The sequence below is a fragment of the Pseudomonas sp. 13B_2.1_Bac1 genome, assembly GCF_025466155.1.
Lineage (GTDB): Bacteria > Pseudomonadota > Gammaproteobacteria > Pseudomonadales > Pseudomonadaceae > Aquipseudomonas > Aquipseudomonas aylmerensis.
The window spans coordinates 28,682-45,535 of sequence record NZ_JANLOH010000089.1 but is presented as its reverse complement, the minus strand read 5'-3'; the positions used below and the strand labels follow the sequence as shown (position 1 = coordinate 45,535).

Genomic DNA, 16,854 nt, shown 5'->3' with positions numbered 1-16,854 from the left:
TTTGGCGTGAGGGGTGCGACATGAGGCGATACTAAACGAGTGTTCAGTAAGGAGGCAATCGGCAAATCTTAAATTTTTTCAGTGCCGGAAAAACCGCCCCGGACCTTGCGTCCAGGGCGGCGAGGAAGGCTCAGGGTTTGAGCTGGTAACGCTTGCGACCGCCAGATTGCAGGCCGTCGACCCAGGCTTCGCAGATCTGGATCCCCTGCTCCGGGGTGAACGTGCCGGGGTTGAGCCCCGACTCCAGCCACAACCCGTCGAGCAAGGCGCTCAGGCCGATGGCCGCGAGGTCGGCGTCGAACTGCTCCCACCCTTCTTCGCGGGCCATGTCGGTCAGGGCCGAACGCATGATGGTGCGGTATTCGCCGTAGGAGTGTTCGTGGGCCAGGTTGATCGCCGGCGCCGTCTTCACCGCGCCCCAGAACACCAGCCACGCATCCAGCAACTGCGGGTCGAGCAACTCGGCGGAAAACGAGCCCCGAAACAGCGCCGACAAACGCTCCCGAGGGTTGGGCGGCGCCTTGGCCATGGTCTCGCGCAGCAGGCTCATGACCTGGCCGGTGATGGTGCGGTAGGCCTCGGCCACCAACTCATCCTTGCCCGAGTAGTGGTGGCTGATCAGCCCGACGGAGACCCCGGCCTCGGCGCTGATCTTGCGGATCGAGGCGCCCTGGAATCCGTCACGCTTGAGGCAAGTCAGGGTCGCCTGGACCAGATTGGCCTTGCGCAATTCCGGCTCCATCCGGGAGAAACGGGTTTCCTGGGTCATGGCGCGGTGTCCTTCGGTTGAGTCGGCTGCACGACTCTACATCAGTCGCGGTAGCCCGGCGACACTCGATCCAGCATGCGCAGCAACGCCGCCCACGCCAGTTGCATCGCATCCAGGTCCACCAACTCGCCCTCCTCCAGCGGCCGGCCGGGGTTGTTGAATTGCTGTTCGGTGTACTGGCAGACCTCGGCGGATGGCAGCACCAGTGGGCCACAGGCCTGGGCGGCGATCTGGATGTCGCAGGCTTTTTCCAGGTAGTACATGCGCAGGAATGCCTGGCTGACGGTTGCGCCTACCGTCAGCAAACCGTGGTTGCGCAGCATCAGCACCGGCTTGTCGCCGAGGTCGCGCACCAGGCGTTGCTGCTCGTCCAGGTCCAGGGCCACGCCTTCGTAGTCGTGGTAGGCAACCTTGCCGTAGAACTCCATGGAAATCTGGTTCACCGGCAACAACCCGCACTCCAGCGCCGCCACCGCGCAGCCCGCGCGGGTGTGGGTGTGCAGCACGCAGTGGGCATCTTCGCGGGCGCCATGGATTGCGCTGTGAATCACAAAGCCGGCGGGGTTGACCGCATGCGGCGACGGCTCGACCGCGCGCCCGTCGAGGCCGATCTTCACCAGGCTGGAGGCGGTGATTTCATCGAACATCAGCCCGTAGGGATTGATCAGGAAGTGATGCTCGGGCCCGGGAATGCGCACCGAGATATGCGTGAAAATCAGGTCACTCATGCGGTAGTGCGCGATCAATCGATAACACGCCGCAAGCTCTTCGCGCAGGTGCTGTTCGGTGGAGTGAGGCATTTTTATTCTCCGGGCACGGGGTGGGTGAAGGCGACGCTAATCCAGACGCCAGTAAAAAAACAAGTTGATTTTTTACTGGCGGCAGCCTCCTATAGAAAAATAACAATAACAGCGCCTGGAGTACCCGCACCATGTCGCCCTCTGCTTTCCCGCACCTGTTCGAGCCCCTGGCCCTGCGGGGCAAACGCCTGAAAAACCGCATCATGTCCAGCGGTCATGACACCTCGATGCCCACCGATAACCGGGTTAACCCGCCATTGATCGCCTACCACCGTGCGCGTGCCGAAGGCGGTGTCGGCCTGATTGTGCTGCAGGTGGCCGGGGTGCATGACAGCGCGCGGTACACCTCCCATGTGTTGATGGCCACCGACGATGCGTGCATCGAGGGCTACCGCGAGCTGGCCGAAACCTGCCATGCCCATGGCACCGTGGTGCTGTCGCAGATCTTTCATCCCGGGCGGGAAATCATGGAGTCGGCGGATGGCCTGCTGGCGGTGGCCTACTCGGCCTCGGGGGTGCCCAATGAACGCTTCCGGGTGATGCCGCGTGCGCTGGACCAAGCGATGATCGATGAGATTGTCGCGGGTTACGCCGCCGCAGCCAGGCGTCTGCATCAGGCCGGGATCGACGGGGTCGAAGTGGTCGCCAGCCATGGGTACCTGCCGGCGCAGTTTCTCAACCCGCGGGTCAATCGGCGCAGCGATGGCTACAACGGGGCGCTTGAGCAACGGCTACGGTTCCTGACGGAAATCCTCGCCGCCGTGCGCGCGGCTACCGACGCGGACTTCATCATCGGCCTGCGCATTTCTGCCGATGAACGCGATGCCGAAGGGCTCACCGAAAGCGAATCCCTGGAAGCCGTGCAGAGCCTGCAGACCCAGCTCGACTACGTGCATATCGTCGCGGGCACGTCGGCCTCGCTGGGCGGTGCAATCCACATCGTGCCGCCCATGGCCATTGCCGCCGCGTACCTCGCCGATGAGGCCGCTACGTTCAAGGCCAGCCTGTCGATTCCGCTGTTCGTCACCGGGCGCATCAACCAACCCCAGGAAGCCGAATTGATCCTCGCGCGCGGCCAGGCCGATGTGTGCGGCATGACCCGCGCATTGATCTGCGACCCGCTGATGCCCGCCAAGACCCTCGACGGGCGCGTCGAGGATGTGCGCGCGTGCATCGCCTGCAACCAGGCCTGCATCGGTCACTTTCACAAGGGCTTGCCGATCTCGTGCATCCAGCATCCCGAGACCGGCCGCGAGCTGCAATTCGGCGAGGTGCAAGCGACGCTCAAGCGCAAGCGCATCATGGTCGTGGGCGGTGGTCCGGCGGGTATGAAAGCCGCAGCGGTCGCGGCGCAACGCGGGCATGCCGTGACGCTCTACGAGGCCAGCGCCCAGTTGGGCGGACAAGTGCTGCTGGCGCAATTGCTGCCACGGCGCAGTGAGTTCGGTGGCGCCAGCACCAACCTGCAGCGCGAGATGCAACTGGCCGGGGTGCAGGTGCTGCGCAACACCCGCGTCGACCGCGCGCTGGTGGAGCGCGAGCAACCCGACCATGTGATCATCGCCACCGGCGCCGAGCCCTATTGGCCGGCCTTCGAGCAAGGCGGCGAACTGCAGGTGGTGGATGCCTGGCAGGTGCTGCGCGACGCAGTGCCCCTGGGGCGTTCGGTGGTGGTGGTCGACTGGCGTTGCGACTGGATCGGCCCCGGTATTGCCGAGCGCCTGGTGCGCGCCGGGCATCAGGTGCAACTGGCGGTGAATGGCACGCACTGTGGCGAGAATCTGCCGCTGTATGTGCGTGATCAACTGGCCGGCGAGCTGCACCGGCTGGGCATTCCGATCATCCCGTATGCGCGCTTGTACGGCTGCGACGACACCACGGTGTACCTGCAACACACCGCCAGCGGCGAGCCCATGCTGCTGGAGAATATCGACACGCTGGTGTTGTGCCAGGGCCATCAGCCAGTGGACACTCTCGGCGCGCAGTTGCAGGGCCTGGTGCCGTTTGACCGGATCGGCGACTGCCTGGCGCCGCGCACCGCCGAAGAGGCGATCTACGAAGGACTCAAGGTGGCATGGAATCTGTGAACGACCAACCCCAGCAACTGTTTCTCGGCACCCGCATCCGTGGTTTGCGCAAGGCCAGCGGCATGACCTTGACCGCCCTGGCAGAGGCCAGCGAACTGACCGCCGGCTACCTCAGCCAGCTGGAACGCAACCTGGCGTATCCGTCGATTCCGGCACTGTTCAACATCGCTCGCAGCCTGGGGGTGACGATCCAGTGGTTCTTCGCCAGCGAGACCACGCCCGCACCGGCAGACGCCGGCTACGTGGTGCGCAAGGACAATCGCCAGAGCATCCATTATGAAGACGGCATCGTCGACCAGTTGCTGACGCCCCTGCCCAACCATCAACTGGAAATGCTGCAATCGAGTTTCCCACCGGGCACCTACAGCCAGCAGAGCTACAGCCATGAAGGCGAAGAAGCCGGCTATGTGTTGCGCGGGCAGTTCGAGCTGTGGGTGGGAGAGCGGCACTTCCTGCTGGCGGCCGGTGACAGCTTCAGCTTTGCCAGCAGCGAACCGCATCGGTATGGCAACCCCGGCAAGGTGGAGACGGTGGTGATCTGGGTGATTACGCCGCCGACATTTTAGGCCAGGCCCATTCGTGACCTGCGGTAAAGAGTCCTTTTCGGATTCGACGGTTTTTCCGAAGGAACGACGGGCGGATACTCGACTCCATTGTTCACACCTCTTCAGGAGTTACTGATGTCTATCCCCACGTCCAACGTACCCGCCTTCGGCCTCGGCACTTTCCGCCTGCAGGGCCAGGTGGTGATTGATTCCGTCAGCACCGGCCTGGAACTGGGCTACCGCGTCATCGACACGGCGCAGATCTACGAGAACGAAGCTGACGTCGGCCAGGCCATCGCCGACAGCGGTGTGCCCCGTGATGAGCTGTTCATCACCAGCAAGATCTGGATCGCCAACTTCGCCGAAGGCCAGTTGATCCCGAGCCTCAAGGAGAGCCTGCGCAAGCTCCAGACCGACTACCTGGACCTGACCCTGATCCACTGGCCGTCGCCGGAAGACCAGGTCCCCGTCGCCGAATTCATGAGCCAGTTGCTGGAAGCCAAGCGCCAGGGCCTGACGCGCCAGATCGGTATTTCCAACTTCACCATTGACCTGATGAAACAGGCCATCGCAGCGGTCGGCGCCGAGCACATCGCGACCAACCAGATCGAACTGCATCCCTACCTGCAAAACCGCAAGGTGGCGGAGTTCGCCAGCGCCCACGGTATCCAGATCACCTCCTACATGACCCTGGCCTACGGCGAAGTGCTCAAGGACCCGGTGATCCAGCAGATCGCCGAGCGCCATCAAGCCACCCCGGCCCAAGTGACCCTGGCCTGGGCCATGCAACTCGGGTACGCCGTGATCCCCTCCTCGACCAAACGCGCCAACCTGGAAAGCAACCTCAAGGCCCTGCAACTGACCTTGAGCGCTGCCGACATGGAACAGATTGCCGGCCTGGAGCGCGGCCATCGCTTGACCAGCCCCAAGGGCATCGCGCCGAAGTGGGACTAGGCGCCGGCCACCCGTGCGCGGGATAACTCGCGCAACCAGGGCAATACCCGCAGGCCCGCCGTGGCTGCGGGTGGGTCGATGATGTCCATGAAATGTTCGAGGTTGACGTTGTCCGGCACGCCGGGCAGCCGTACCAGCACTGCCGGTGTTGCGCCGGCAGGTGCGCCCAGGTCGAGGTGGTCGTAGACCAGCACGTGGCGTACCTGGGGCTGGGGCCCGCAGCTGTGCAGCGTCAGCCCCGCATTGATGATCAGCACGTCAAAGGGTTCGGCCGGAATGGCGGTGAGTATCTGGACTTCTTCGAAGGTTTGTACCGGCACGATCCGGTGGTACCCCAACTGATTGAGCATTTTTTCGATGTACAACCGTTGCAGGTGCTGTTCATCGGCAATCAGGATGGTCAGTGCTTTGTTCGGCATGGCAAACCCCTGGGCTGGCAGCGCTCGTCAGTGAGCGTCGCCCATTTTCCAGACATATCCCGAAGACAAAATCAGGCATGTTCCCCCTTCATGTAGGAGTTGTCCCAAATGCACCGAATGGCTGTCTACCTCGGTCACGCCTGATTGCAGTACTGCCCGAGGCTGTGTTGCAAGCCAGCGATAGCCCGTTCCACCGCCTGCACTGCTGCGTCCAATGCCTCGCCTTCGCGCCGCTCGCACAAGTCTTCCAAGGTCTCGCAGCTGGCGATCAACGCCTCAGACTTGACCAAGCGTGCGCCACCTTTGACGCGATGGGCCAGGTCATGCAGCCTGGCGAAGTCCGTGCGATTTTGCTCAACACCCAACCAGGCGCGATCTTCCTCCAGGCTGTCGAGTAACGGCGTCAGCAGCTCGTTCAGCGCGACCTTATCGCTACCGGTCAGCGCGATCAGCGTGCTCAAATCAAACGTCGGCTCAACCGCCTGTGTCACCTCGCCGACCGCGCGCGATGCCAACGCCGCGCGCAAGTCGTCAAGCCCGGTAGGCTTGAACAGGCAGCCATCCATGCCGGCCTGTCGGCAGCGTTCGGTTTCTTGTGGCTGCGCATTGGCGGTGAAGCCCAGCAACAGGCACGGCGTGAGCCCGCGCTGACGCTCCTGGGCACGAATATCCCGCGCCAACGTATACCCATCCTTGAAGGGCATATTGCAATCGGTGATCACCCCGTCGAACTGCCCGGCCTGCCACAAGGCAAAGCCTTGGGCACCGTCCTCGGCGGTGGTGATGCGGTGGCCCAGGAAGCTCAACTGGCGAGCCAGCAGCAGGCGGTTGGCCGGGTAGTCATCCACCACCAGGATGCTCAACGCCCGGGACGCCGGAACAGGCAAGACGGGCAATGCATCCGGCACGCGGGTGGTCATTTCCAGCGACAGCGTCACATCCACCCGTGTGCCCTTGCCCAGCACGCTGCTCAAGTGTAATTGCCCGCCCATCATCTCGCACAGGTTGCGGCTGATGACCAGTCCAAGGCCAGAACCACTGCGTGCCGATTGTTCGTTATTGCTGCCCTGGATAAAGGGGTTGAACAAGCGCTGCTGATCGACAGCGCTGATGCCAATGCCGGTGTCCTCCACCCATAGCCGCAGGTCCAGTTGATCGTCGACCAATGCCCCCTGGGCCCCCACGCGTACCTGACCGCTGGTGGTGAACTTGATCGCATTCCCCAACAGATTGGACACCACCTGCTTGAAGCGCAGCGGGTCGATCAACACCGCATGATTGATCAGCGGGTCGAGTTCCACTTGCAACACCAGGCCCTTGTCGCGCGCCAACCCTTCAAATACCCGCGCCACCGAGGCCAGCAGCTCGTGCGGATTGGCGGGCTCCAGGGCCAGTGACAAGTGGCCGGATTCAATCCGCGCAATGTCGAGAATATCGCCGATCAACTCCAGCATGCTGTGCGATGCCACCGAGGCCACCTCCAGCGCGGCGCGGTCGGCACGCCCCTGCTGGGCGTTTTCCAGGGCCAGTTCGATCATGCCGATCACGGCGTTCATGGGCGTGCGTATCTCATGGCTCATGGTGGCCAGGAAGGTGGTCTTCGCGCGGTTGGCCGCGTCGGCTTCCTCCTTGGCTTCCTGCAACTGGCTCAGCAAGCGCTGGCGCTCGCTGACATCGACCCAGCCGGCAATCATGCCCACGACACTGCCGTTACTATCCCGGTAGGGCAGCATCCACTGGTAGATGGTCATCACCCCGCCACCGGGAATCTTCAGCACGCGGTCATAAATCTGCGGCTCGCCCTGCTCCATCAAGCGCAGGTAGTCGGCATGGAACGACTGAGCCTGGGGAGGGTTGCCGGTGTCGGTCTCCATGACGGTCTTGCCAATGACGTCTTCGAGCTTGAAGCCGAAGACATCGAGGTAGGCGTTGTTGCACGCCATCAAGCGGCCTTGGCGGTCGCGCACGTAGATCGGGTGTGGAGTGCCGTCGATCAGCACGCTCATAAAGCGCATCTGGTCACTCAGGGCCCGCTCCGCCTGGGCGCGCTTGCGAATCAGGTTACGCAGGTAGAACACCCAGCCCAGGGTGACCAACAGCAGCAGCGCGGCAAGCACGAAGCCTTGGATAATCACGTTGCGGTGCCGCAGCCAATAGCTGTCTTCGAGGATGATTTCACTGCGCCAATGGTTGGTCAGCTCGTCCATCTCTTCGGGGGTAATGCTCAGCAATGCCTTGTCGAGAATCGAATACAACTCCAGTTGGCTGCGGTTGACCCCCAGGGTGAAGCGCGCCGGCTCCCGGCCGACCGTGCTGGTGATGCGCAGGCGTTCACGGTAATTGCGCGCGATCATATAGCGCGCGCTGATCAACGACACCGCGGTCGCCTCCACAGTGCCCTTGGCCACCAACGCTATGGCCTGCTCGGTGTTCTCGACTTCGACAAACATGACGCCTGGGTAATCCTCGGCAATCTGCATCGCGAGGCTGTTGCCGCTGACCACCGCCAGGCGTTTGCCGGCCATGTCCTCCAGGGTAATCACGTGCTCATTGTCCGCGGACACCACCAGAGCATAGGGGTTTGACAGGTAGGGCCGGGTAAAGCGAATTTTCTCCGACCGCTCGATGCTGGGCGTCACGGCCGCCAGCATATCGACGCGCCCGGTGCTGACCGCGTCAACCAGGCGCGGCAGTGAAGTGCCCTGCTCGATGTCGAACTTGAGGCCCGTACGCAGGCTGATCCGCGACAACACCTCGGCGCTCAGGCCTTCGAACTCGCCTTGCTCGTTGAAAAACGACAGCGGCACGAACTTGTCGAGCACCGCCACTTTCACGCGCGGATGCTTCTCCAGCCAACGCTGCTCATTGATGCTCAAGCGCAGCCGGTGGGCCTCGGGAAAACCAATGCCACCGGCACTCCAACGGCGCAGGATTTCCATCTGCTGGTTGGCAGGAACAGCGGCCAGCGCGGCGTTGATGATCCTCAGCAGGCGAGTGTTTTCCTTGCGCAGGGCGAACCCGAACGGGTTGGCTTCCATGGCCGAAAAATCCGCCATGCGCACATTATTGAGATGGTTCTTGTTGATCAGGTAGCGGGTGCTGATGGCATCCCCGAGGTACACATCCGCCTGGCCGAACGCGACGGCGCCGATGGCCTCGAAGGTCGAACCAAACAACTGCAATTGTGCTTGGGGGTAGAACGCCTGCACGGCATCGGGCCGCATGTAGTGGTAGAGCATCGCCACGCGCCTGCCCGCCAGATCGGCATTCAGTGCAAGGTTGTCACCCGCACGCGTCACCAGCACGGGTTGATCATTGGCGTAGGAGCGCGATAGCACCAACTGCGGGTCGGCGACCTCATAACCGTTGGCCGAGCCGAGAAAATCCACCGCGCCGCTCTTGAGGGCGTCGATAACTTCATCGCGCGTGTCGTAGCGCCGAACCGTGACCGCGATATTCAGCGCTTGGCCGATCAGCTTCGCATAATCGGCGGTGATGCCTTCCAGTTCTTGCTTGTTGTTACTCAGGTCGAAGGGCGCGTAATCCGGCGCCGAGACCCCGATGATCAATGTGCGCTGCCCGCGCAGCCAGCGCCAGTCGGCTTCATCGAGCATCACGCTGGTCGGTTCAAGGGTTGAATGGCCGAGTAGCCGCAGGCTTTGCGGTGCATCCACGGCCATCACCGCCGCAGGCAACATCCCCACGAGCAGGATGACCATGAGCTTGATTAACCGTGAGGGGTTCATTTCAGATCAAGTGATTGCGCTGCGCGAACTTGGACAGATGCACCACCGACGACATACGTAGTTTCTCCTTGAGCCGCGTCTTGTAGGTACTGATGGTTTTGTGACTCAACAGCATGTCCTCGGCAATCTCCTTGTTACCCAGGCCCAGGGCCAGTTTTTGCAATACCGTCAGCTCGCGATCGGACAGCGCCTCCACCAACTCCTGCTCGGTGGATTGCAGGTCGTCGCGACGCACCGAACTGGTAGGCAGACTCGGAAAGCAACTGTAGCCGGACCGGATTGCCCTGATGGCCTTCTGCAGCTCGTCGAGTTCGCCGGTCTTGGCGACAAACCCCATGGCACCGGCACGCATGCAACGGGTGGAAAAGAACACGGCCAGGTACGAAGTCAGTACCAGTATCTTGCAGGGCAGGTCCAAGGCTTTAATCCGACTGATCACCTCCAACCCACCGAGCTTGGGCATTGCCAGGTCGAGAATGACAAGGTCCGGACGCTCCTCACGGGCAACCTGCATGGCATCCGCGCCGTTACCCGCTTCGAAGATGGTGTCGAAGCCCTCCTGCTTCAGCAGGTGCTTGACGGTGGAACGTATAAACGGGTGATCATCCACAATTAAAGCTTTGTTGCTCATAAGACTCCCCTGGGAGGATCAGTACGCTTACATATCACGTGAGTCCTATCTACCTGTGAAAAGTAACAGTTCCGACAAACGGTGCTGAGTACTCTGCGTGACACTTCAGGCAGTACGGGCCTCTCCTTTTGAAAAACACGATGAAAACGTAACGCTGCGCCTGGGTTCCTAAAAAGGTGCAAGCGCGCAACCTTAACAATGGCGTGTGGTTTCAAATGAAGGGATAGTCTCGAATGCTTGTAGGACTTTTCCCCCTCCAAAGCATAGTCCGTGTTGAACAAGGCAAAGCCTTACGTCTGCGTGCTACTCCGTGGTGCTAGGGCTCCAGAAGGCCTGCACCACCAGGGTCGACAGTGAAATGCGCGCCACCAGAGCATCCAACTCGTCACCGTCCACCGAGGTCACCGCCAGGGTGGCTTCGATTTCGACTTCGTCAGTGCCGAAAGGCCGCACATCGACATCACTGGCCGGGTAGTTGCAACGCGCCAATTCGGCTTCCAGCAGTGCGAGCACGGCTTTCTGCTGGGTACGCCGGGCGATGACATAGAGGATATTGGTGACCTCCGCCGACACCACATCCAACGGCTGGCGGTTGATGTTGTTGACGATCGGCCGCAGCAAGGTATTGGCCGCCAGCACAAACAGCGTGCCGAGCAGCGCTTCGAGGATCAGGTCGGCGCCGGCACAGGCCCCCACCGCCGCCGATGCCCATAGCGTGGCGGCGGTGTTGAGCCCGCGCACATTGCCTTCTTCGCGCATGATCACGCCCGCGCCGAGAAAACCGATGCCCGAGACCACGTACGCCACCACCCGCACCGCGCCTTCTGCGCCGCCCAGGCGGTTGGCCATGTCGACGAAAATCGCCGCGCCCACTGCCACCAGCACGTTGGTGCGCAGGCCCGCCGTGCGCTGGCGGTACTGGCGCTCAAAACCGATCAGGCCGCCGAGGATGAACGCGGCGGTGAGGCTGACCAAAGTGTCGATCAGCGAATTGAGGTTGATGTTGTTGATTGCTTGCATAAAAAATCTCCTTGAACGCCAGCGCCAGCGATAGCACCGTTACTGCCAGCCAAATTTACGGATGTAGAAGCCTTTCACCGCCTGAGTCAGCGCCATATACGCCAGCAGGATCAGCGGCAGGCGACGGAAATGCCGGGCGATGTGCCGATCCCGCAGGAAACCGGCAAACAACTCTTTGAGCAGAGTGAGGCTCATGGTGTAACTCCTGCGCGAGGAAACCGGCGGACAGGTACGACCGGCTGCACCCTGCCCGTTCTACAGACATAGTCAGCTCGGCCCGCCTGCCGCAAAAAGGCAGGCGCGTCCGTAGCATCCCGAGGTCAGTCAGGTGCTGGTCAGCGTCGATGAGAGGGATCGGACAGGCGCCAGGACTGGCTGCTGTCGGAATGCCGCTTCTCGCTTTGTTGGCGAGACAACGGCATCAGGAAAATGCGCGTTACCTTGCCAAGTATGTGCCGGTTACCGAAACCGGCCGACTACTGTCACTCGAACAAGTACCCACTGAGGGTCTCCGCTATTGATGAAAACGCGCGAAGCTTACGCCCCGTTTACGCGGGAGTAAACCGTAGGAAAGCTTCCGCAAGGTGGATAAGAGGATTCTTCAGGGAGGGTTCAGGAGCCGCCGAGGGGCCATTCAGCTACACCCTGGACATCCATGGAACGCTGCCTTTTTTCAATGACTAGTCGACAAGCCTGAGCTTCACCTGGGCACCGTCGGGCAAATCCTTTATCTCCCGTGCCAGATCACCGCAGAACCGAAGCTGCTCAACATGATCCAGGCATCGCACATTGTCGATGACGTACTCGCCGCCCAATACCGGCGAAATAACCCAATGATAAACCTGGCCAGGCGCCAACGGCCCCAGGGCCTCCTCGGCCTGCTCCACCATGGGTTGCAGATACCAGTCGCGCAGAAATGCCTGATCCCTGGAAACCTCGTCCAGCACGGCACGCGTCTGCGCAATGACCTCGCAACAAAGCGCTTCAGGGCACAGCCGCCAATAGCGTCCCTGCGTGTCCTTGATCATCACATTGCCAAAGGCGGTGGTCCCGACGACCTCGACGGGATCAATGCCGACCCACCCCCAGCTGTCGCGAATAGCTTGAATCAACGGCATGCAGCCTCCCGGTTCACAAACACTTCAATCATCGCGCGTCAGCACTTCCAATAACTCAATCTCGAAGCACAGATTGCTGTTGGGTTTGATATGCGCGCCCATCGACCGCTCGCCATACCCCAGGTGCGCCGGGACCAACAGCCTGCGCACGCCGCCGACCTGCATGCCCATCAGGCCCTGGTCCCAGCCCTTGATCACGCGGCCGGTGCCGATCACACACTGGAACGGCTTACCCCGCTCCCAGGACGAATCGAATACCGTGCCGTCTTCCAGGGTGCCGGTGTATTGAGTGGTGATCAGCGCCCCCTTGACCACGGCTTTGCCGGTGCCTGGGCGGATGTCGGTGATCTGGAGTTCGTCGTTGCTCATGGCGGGGCTCGTTGAAGGCGTGAGGGGTGGGGTTTTCCCAGAATTGGGTGGGATTTGCAAGTTTAGTCAAGCCGAATAAGCGCCTCTCTCCCCCTACAAAAGAACACGATGTCCCCTAACCAAAAATCACATGTCTCTTATTTTTAACCGCCGTCCCTGCATCCAATCTAGGTGGAGAGAATCAACTAGCGCATGGAATATCAGAATGACCATTGGCTCCAGCTTCAATTTCCCAGCAGATGTTAATCAACAGTCCGCTAGAAAAAAACGCGCGACAAATAATAAATGGAGAGCCACATTCCCTAACCCACCCGACTTATGCTTTGACTATCGCACCTTGGTAGAGCAAGAAAACGGCATCGCCAACGCGACCAACACAGAGCACAAGATTTGCATCATCGGGGCGGGCATAACAGGCTTGACCACTGCACGCGAACTGCACAGATGTGGCTTCAAGAATATTACATTAATCGAAAAATCCAAGCGTATTGGCGGCCGACACTTCACTGCCCTCGGGGGACGCAATACCCCTACTGTAGGTCGCCCCCCTTTTGAGATGGGCGCAATGAGAATGCCTTTCTTCAATACATCAAACACCCCTCCCAAAGAGGGCCGCTCACTCATGGCCTATTACGCTAAAGAGTTTGAGTTGGTCCATTCGGACTTTCCGAACCCTGGCAGCCCTGCGGTCCGTGCAACGGGAGTCTACCTGCGAGAAGGAAGCATGGAGAGTGGCGACGAACCCACCATGCTGATCTGGAAAAACGCAGACGGAAAAACGCCACCCCCCGGTGAAACGTTAGGCCGCGTCTTTGCCAAGTGGAAGAAGTTTGCCGAACGCATGACCGTGCACATTTCCGAGCATTATGGCGCGGAGCACTGGGAATCAATGTGGGCTGCGATAGTAAAAAAATACCAAGGCACCTCATTTCGTGATCTGGTGAAGATGCCCACCATCGATAGCTGGCGCCAAAGTGATCCTGGCAATTTTGGCGGAATGGGCATGACCGCGCAGGAGTCTGCCATCTTCTATTCAATTGGTATTGGTGACGGCAGCTGGGGAGCGTTCTACGATGTCTGCTCAATCTACCCAATACGCACAGCAATATTTGGTTTCAGTAGTCATCTTCAGTTAATTCACGGCCGGGTAGATTCAAAGGGTGCGGCCATCGCCTCACCTTATTCGAATGCTGCAGCGGTGACTGACTCAAGAGGACTTCGCTTCAACAAACCAAACTATATGGGTCTTGGCTCGCTGGCTGAGTCGCTCCTATTTATAAAAGCGAGTGAGCCCACCGAGTCACTGTATGAGCATTTAATAAAAACCCCGTCAGGATTACTGACCAACAGTTCAGTGACAAAAATAAAGGCTCTTAAAGATGGGAAAATAAGGGTTTACTACGACTGGAATGCTGCTCAGCCAACGGCAATGAGGAAAGAATTTATTGACGTTGACTCCGTGGTGATCACACTGCCTTCGTGGCTGATAGAGACACAAATATCTGTCGAAGACTTCACTCAAGACATGCTGCCCTTCGAAACAATCGAAGCCTATAAAACAGCGCATTGGGAAACCAGCTGCAAAGTGTACGCCCCGCTCAAAAAGTCCTTTATTTCACGTAACAAAACCATACCTCAAGCCATCGTGACCGACAGCTTCATACACGACATGTACACCTACCGCTACAACGAAAACAGCACCTACGACTGCATACTTTTAAGCTACACATGGGAGGACGACGCAACGAAGCTATCACTCTTCAGCGACACAGAGCTCGTGGACAAATGCATAGAAGAACTGGATAGAATTTTATTGAAGTCAACCAATATCAAAGCGCGCATCTCTCCCTATATAGCACGCGAACACGCAGTTGTTCAGCGCTGGATGAACGACAAACACTCCCTCGGCTGTGCAAAGCTCTATCGCCCTGGCACCTATTACGAGGCCGTCAGCCTGATGAAATACAACAGGGACTTTTCTCACATGTCCGGACTTTATCTTTGCGGGGAGTCTTTTTCTGTGGACTCTGGCTGGACGGAGCCGTGCTTCAGAGGTGCCATTGATACGGTGATCAATATTTGCAGCAAAACTCAAGCACACTTCAACGGCGGTTTTACCCTGCGAGACTACCCCGAGTACGAGTTAGAAAGTTAAATTCGCATTAGAGAAATCTACTACAACGCCATAGGAATCATCTGACTATCCTTTAAACATATTGTCGCCTCTTATAAACACCCGACCAAAACCGGTCGCATAAAAATAAGAGGTCACTCATGAGTGAGCCAACAAGTTTCGCCCGCGTCGCAGTTATTCAATTCGATCCGCAGGTAGGCGTCTCCAATCGCAGCGACAACCTGCGTCAAAGCCTTCTACTGGCGACTGAAGCCGCAAACGGTGGCGCCAATCTGATCGTGTTGCCGGAGCTTTCAAACTGTGGATATTTCTTCAGTAGTCGCCAGGATGCGTTCGATCATGCTGAAGAGGTGCCGAACGGACCTAGCGTGCGCGAATGGATGGATTTTGCCTGCAAGCACCAGGTGTATCTGGTGGCGGGTCTGAGCGAAATCGACGGCATGCGACTATTCAATACTGCCGTATTACTAGGCCCCAACGGATTCATCGGCAAGTATCGCAAAGCTCACTTATGGAATTTGGAAAAGCTCTGGTTTACCCCGGGTAATAGTGGATTTCCGGTATTTGAGACCCCCATCGGTCGCATTGGCCTGCTGATCTGCTGGGATATCTGGTTCCCGGAAGTGCCGCGTATTCTCAGCCAGCAAGGTGCCGATATCATCTGCAGCTTGAACAATTGGGTGTGGACGCCGCCACCGCTGTTCGATGAGGCAGGCAAGTGCATGGCCTCCTACCTGACGATGACAGCAGCCCATGTGAACAACGTGTTCATCGCTGCCGCCAGCCGAATTGGTGAGGAACGGGATGCACGCTACCTCGGGTGTTCCCTCATTGCAGGAACAAACGGCTGGCCGATTGGTGCAGTGGCTTCGGCCAATCGCCAGGAAATTCTTTTTGCCGATATTGATATTACCAGTGCCCGCAGCGCGCCAATCTGGAACGACCTCAATGATCTGCAACGAGACCGCAGACATGATCTGTATGACCAGATGCTCGGGTACTCCCTCCATCCTGCCCTGCCTCGTTGAGAGGAGGGCAATCTATGGAAACTTCATTTACCAAGAAAACGTCGACCTTCTCACCCGTGGATATCACCGTGGCTGCGCTGGGATTTGTCGCGATCTTGCTGGCGCTATGGGTGGTATTCAGCCATCAGGGTGCCTGGCCGGGCTACAGTGATTTGGTCATGTCCCTGCCCAACCCCATCGCATGGTTGCGGTGGATACTGGGAGATATCAGTGAGGTAGCTTTTTACAAGCATGAACTCGCATCCCTGGGTCTATTAAGCGGCGCTTATCTGGCATGGTGGGCGAGCAAGCATGGTAAGGCCTGGCAAGGCTTTTCCATTTGCTATGGCACCGGATTGTGGCCTTGGTTGGTGACCAGTTCATTGATCGGTCTCTTGCTGAGCAACCTGCTTTGGGGCTGGAGCGTAACTGCCGAAACTTGGCAACCTACGTTTGCGGCTTTTGTTTCCTTGCCCGCAGCGATGGTGCTCATATTTGGCGGCGGTTGGAAGGTCACCCTCAACGGTGCAGTGCTGGGGGCGCTGTTGGTTACGCCGATGTGCTTGCTGATCGTCAATCTGGTGTGCATACCGCTGGGGTTGCCAGCCGTTATCGGCAATGTACTGGGCATGGCTGCGGGAAGTGTGGTCGCATTTGCACTGTGTCGTAGGGTGCCCTCACTGGTGCGCTCAGACTACGTCGCTCCGCAGAGACCTGTACCTGCGATACCGCCTAATTACGGAGTGATCTGGGGTATGCGTCGAGTATTGGCGGACTTTTCCGAAGCCCCTTTTTTCGGAAACGAACTTGCCAGTCTCGGGTTATTGGCGGGGGTATTGCTCGCTTATAGTCTCAACCCCATGAGCCCGGCTTATGGCTCCGGATTGCTCTTGTACATTATTGGGGCTCAGGCGCTGACATCGGCTATTGGTGTAGTGATCTGGCGACATCAATGGATAAAGCGAGGCTGGTACCCAACCTATGTTCCGTTGGTATCAGTGGTACCTGCAGCCGTACTGAGCCATGGAGGCAGTTGGATGGTGATTGGATCAAGTGCTCTGCTGGGTGCACTCGTCGCCCCGCCGCTGGCGTGTTTCATTGCCGCGAGAATGCCCATTCATTTTCACCCTTACATTGGCAATGTGCTTTCAATGGCGATGAGCACGCTGATGATTGTGCCAGTCGTCGGTTGGCTCGCAGCATGAAAAGTGTGGTTAGGGGATGCCCCCTAACCACAACCTAACTTAAACGCCCG

At 59.2% G+C, this 16,854-nt stretch carries 15 protein-coding genes; 6 read left to right on the top strand and 9 right to left on the bottom strand.

The annotated features are described in order from the left end of the window. Positions 1-130: 130 nt before the first annotated feature. Both NTD80_RS20500 and NTD80_RS20495 read right to left on the bottom strand, forming a co-directional pair. Positions 131-769, bottom strand: a complete 639-nt coding sequence (locus NTD80_RS20500; RefSeq protein ID WP_065905578.1) for a TetR family transcriptional regulator C-terminal domain-containing protein — start codon at positions 767-769, stop codon at positions 131-133. Positions 770-810: 41 nt separating this feature from the next. After that, positions 811-1,569, bottom strand: coding sequence for a class II aldolase/adducin family protein (locus tag NTD80_RS20495; RefSeq protein WP_065905577.1), 759 nt, complete (start codon positions 1,567-1,569; stop codon positions 811-813). 131 nt (positions 1,570-1,700) lie between these two features. On the opposite strand from NTD80_RS20495, the gene NTD80_RS20490 reads away from it, so the two are divergent. The 3 genes from NTD80_RS20490 to dkgB all read left to right on the top strand — a co-directional run bounded on the left by NTD80_RS20490 (position 1,701) and on the right by dkgB (position 5,155). Further along, positions 1,701-3,656 (top strand): FAD-dependent oxidoreductase, encoded by a 1,956-nt coding sequence (locus tag NTD80_RS20490; protein WP_262134730.1) that lies wholly within the window; start codon positions 1,701-1,703, stop codon positions 3,654-3,656. Continuing rightward, positions 3,644-4,222 carry a cupin domain-containing protein gene (locus tag NTD80_RS20485; protein WP_262134729.1) on the top strand — a complete coding sequence of 193 codons (579 nt, stop codon included), beginning with the start codon at positions 3,644-3,646 and terminating at the stop codon, positions 4,220-4,222. The genes NTD80_RS20490 and NTD80_RS20485 overlap by 13 nt, the downstream gene beginning before the upstream one ends. Positions 4,223-4,336: 114 nt before the next feature. After that, positions 4,337-5,155 carry a 2,5-didehydrogluconate reductase DkgB gene (gene dkgB, locus NTD80_RS20480; RefSeq protein ID WP_106804478.1) on the top strand — a complete coding sequence of 273 codons (819 nt, stop codon included), beginning with the start codon at positions 4,337-4,339 and terminating at the stop codon, positions 5,153-5,155. Here the strand turns inward: dkgB and NTD80_RS20475 are convergent. From NTD80_RS20475 to NTD80_RS20445, 7 genes are all read right to left on the bottom strand, one after another. Next, positions 5,152-5,574 (bottom strand): chemotaxis protein CheY, encoded by a 423-nt coding sequence (locus tag NTD80_RS20475; protein ID WP_065905573.1) that lies wholly within the window; start codon positions 5,572-5,574, stop codon positions 5,152-5,154. The two genes, dkgB and NTD80_RS20475, sit on opposite strands and share 4 nt — an antisense overlap. A gap of 134 nt (positions 5,575-5,708) precedes the next feature. After that, positions 5,709-9,320, bottom strand: a complete 3,612-nt coding sequence (locus NTD80_RS20470; RefSeq protein ID WP_262134728.1) for a transporter substrate-binding domain-containing protein — start codon at positions 9,318-9,320, stop codon at positions 5,709-5,711. Between the two features lies 1 nt (position 9,321). Then, positions 9,322-9,951 carry a response regulator transcription factor gene (locus NTD80_RS20465; RefSeq protein ID WP_262134727.1) on the bottom strand — a complete coding sequence of 210 codons (630 nt, stop codon included), beginning with the start codon at positions 9,949-9,951 and terminating at the stop codon, positions 9,322-9,324. Positions 9,952-10,254: 303 nt separating this feature from the next. Next, on the bottom strand, positions 10,255-10,971 hold the full coding sequence (locus tag NTD80_RS20460; protein ID WP_065905570.1) for an MgtC/SapB family protein: 717 nt from the start codon (positions 10,969-10,971) through the stop codon (positions 10,255-10,257). A 39-nt stretch (positions 10,972-11,010) separates the two neighbouring features. Beyond that, positions 11,011-11,166, bottom strand: coding sequence for a hypothetical protein (locus tag NTD80_RS20455; RefSeq protein ID WP_262135074.1), 156 nt, complete (start codon positions 11,164-11,166; stop codon positions 11,011-11,013). Between the two features lie 485 nt (positions 11,167-11,651). After that, complete coding sequence (locus NTD80_RS20450; RefSeq protein ID WP_262134726.1) at positions 11,652-12,089, bottom strand: DUF1851 domain-containing protein; 438 nt, start codon at positions 12,087-12,089, stop codon at positions 11,652-11,654. Positions 12,090-12,113: 24 nt separating this feature from the next. Then, the gene (locus NTD80_RS20445; protein WP_262134725.1) at positions 12,114-12,458 is read right to left on the bottom strand and encodes an FKBP-type peptidyl-prolyl cis-trans isomerase; all 345 of its coding nucleotides are present in this window, start codon (positions 12,456-12,458) and stop codon (positions 12,114-12,116) included. 205 nt (positions 12,459-12,663) lie between these two features. On the opposite strand from NTD80_RS20445, the gene NTD80_RS20440 reads away from it, so the two are divergent. The 3 genes from NTD80_RS20440 (at position 12,664) to NTD80_RS20430 (ending at position 16,804) form a co-directional block, all read left to right on the top strand. Beyond that, positions 12,664-14,613, top strand: a complete 1,950-nt coding sequence (locus NTD80_RS20440) for a flavin monoamine oxidase family protein (RefSeq protein WP_262134723.1) — start codon at positions 12,664-12,666, stop codon at positions 14,611-14,613. A 119-nt stretch (positions 14,614-14,732) separates the two neighbouring features. Then, positions 14,733-15,620 (top strand): nitrilase family protein, encoded by an 888-nt coding sequence (locus NTD80_RS20435; RefSeq protein WP_262134722.1) that lies wholly within the window; start codon positions 14,733-14,735, stop codon positions 15,618-15,620. A 14-nt stretch (positions 15,621-15,634) separates the two neighbouring features. Continuing rightward, the gene (locus NTD80_RS20430; RefSeq protein ID WP_262134721.1) at positions 15,635-16,804 is read left to right on the top strand and encodes a hypothetical protein; all 1,170 of its coding nucleotides are present in this window, start codon (positions 15,635-15,637) and stop codon (positions 16,802-16,804) included. Positions 16,805-16,854 lie beyond the last annotated feature (50 nt).

Excerpts from the sequence above, each read along its gene's own strand:
- NTD80_RS20500 (WP_065905578.1), bottom strand. The coding sequence starts at position 769 with ATGACCCAGGAAACCCGTTTCTCCCGGATGGAGCCGGAATTGCGCAAG.
- NTD80_RS20495 (WP_065905577.1), bottom strand. The coding sequence starts at position 1,569 with ATGCCTCACTCCACCGAACAGCACCTGCGCGAAGAGCTTGCGGCGTGT.
- NTD80_RS20490 (WP_262134730.1), top strand. The coding sequence starts at position 1,701 with ATGTCGCCCTCTGCTTTCCCGCACCTGTTCGAGCCCCTGGCCCTGCGG.
- NTD80_RS20485 (WP_262134729.1), top strand. The coding sequence starts at position 3,644 with ATGGAATCTGTGAACGACCAACCCCAGCAACTGTTTCTCGGCACCCGC.
- dkgB (WP_106804478.1), top strand. The coding sequence starts at position 4,337 with ATGTCTATCCCCACGTCCAACGTACCCGCCTTCGGCCTCGGCACTTTC.
- NTD80_RS20475 (WP_065905573.1), bottom strand. The coding sequence starts at position 5,574 with ATGCCGAACAAAGCACTGACCATCCTGATTGCCGATGAACAGCACCTG.
- NTD80_RS20470 (WP_262134728.1), bottom strand. The coding sequence starts at position 9,320 with ATGAACCCCTCACGGTTAATCAAGCTCATGGTCATCCTGCTCGTGGGG.
- NTD80_RS20465 (WP_262134727.1), bottom strand. The coding sequence starts at position 9,951 with ATGAGCAACAAAGCTTTAATTGTGGATGATCACCCGTTTATACGTTCC.
- NTD80_RS20460 (WP_065905570.1), bottom strand. The coding sequence starts at position 10,971 with ATGCAAGCAATCAACAACATCAACCTCAATTCGCTGATCGACACTTTG.
- NTD80_RS20455 (WP_262135074.1), bottom strand. The coding sequence starts at position 11,166 with ATGAGCCTCACTCTGCTCAAAGAGTTGTTTGCCGGTTTCCTGCGGGAT.
- NTD80_RS20450 (WP_262134726.1), bottom strand. The coding sequence starts at position 12,089 with ATGCCGTTGATTCAAGCTATTCGCGACAGCTGGGGGTGGGTCGGCATT.
- NTD80_RS20445 (WP_262134725.1), bottom strand. The coding sequence starts at position 12,458 with ATGAGCAACGACGAACTCCAGATCACCGACATCCGCCCAGGCACCGGC.
- NTD80_RS20440 (WP_262134723.1), top strand. The coding sequence starts at position 12,664 with ATGACCATTGGCTCCAGCTTCAATTTCCCAGCAGATGTTAATCAACAG.
- NTD80_RS20435 (WP_262134722.1), top strand. The coding sequence starts at position 14,733 with ATGAGTGAGCCAACAAGTTTCGCCCGCGTCGCAGTTATTCAATTCGAT.
- NTD80_RS20430 (WP_262134721.1), top strand. The coding sequence starts at position 15,635 with ATGGAAACTTCATTTACCAAGAAAACGTCGACCTTCTCACCCGTGGAT.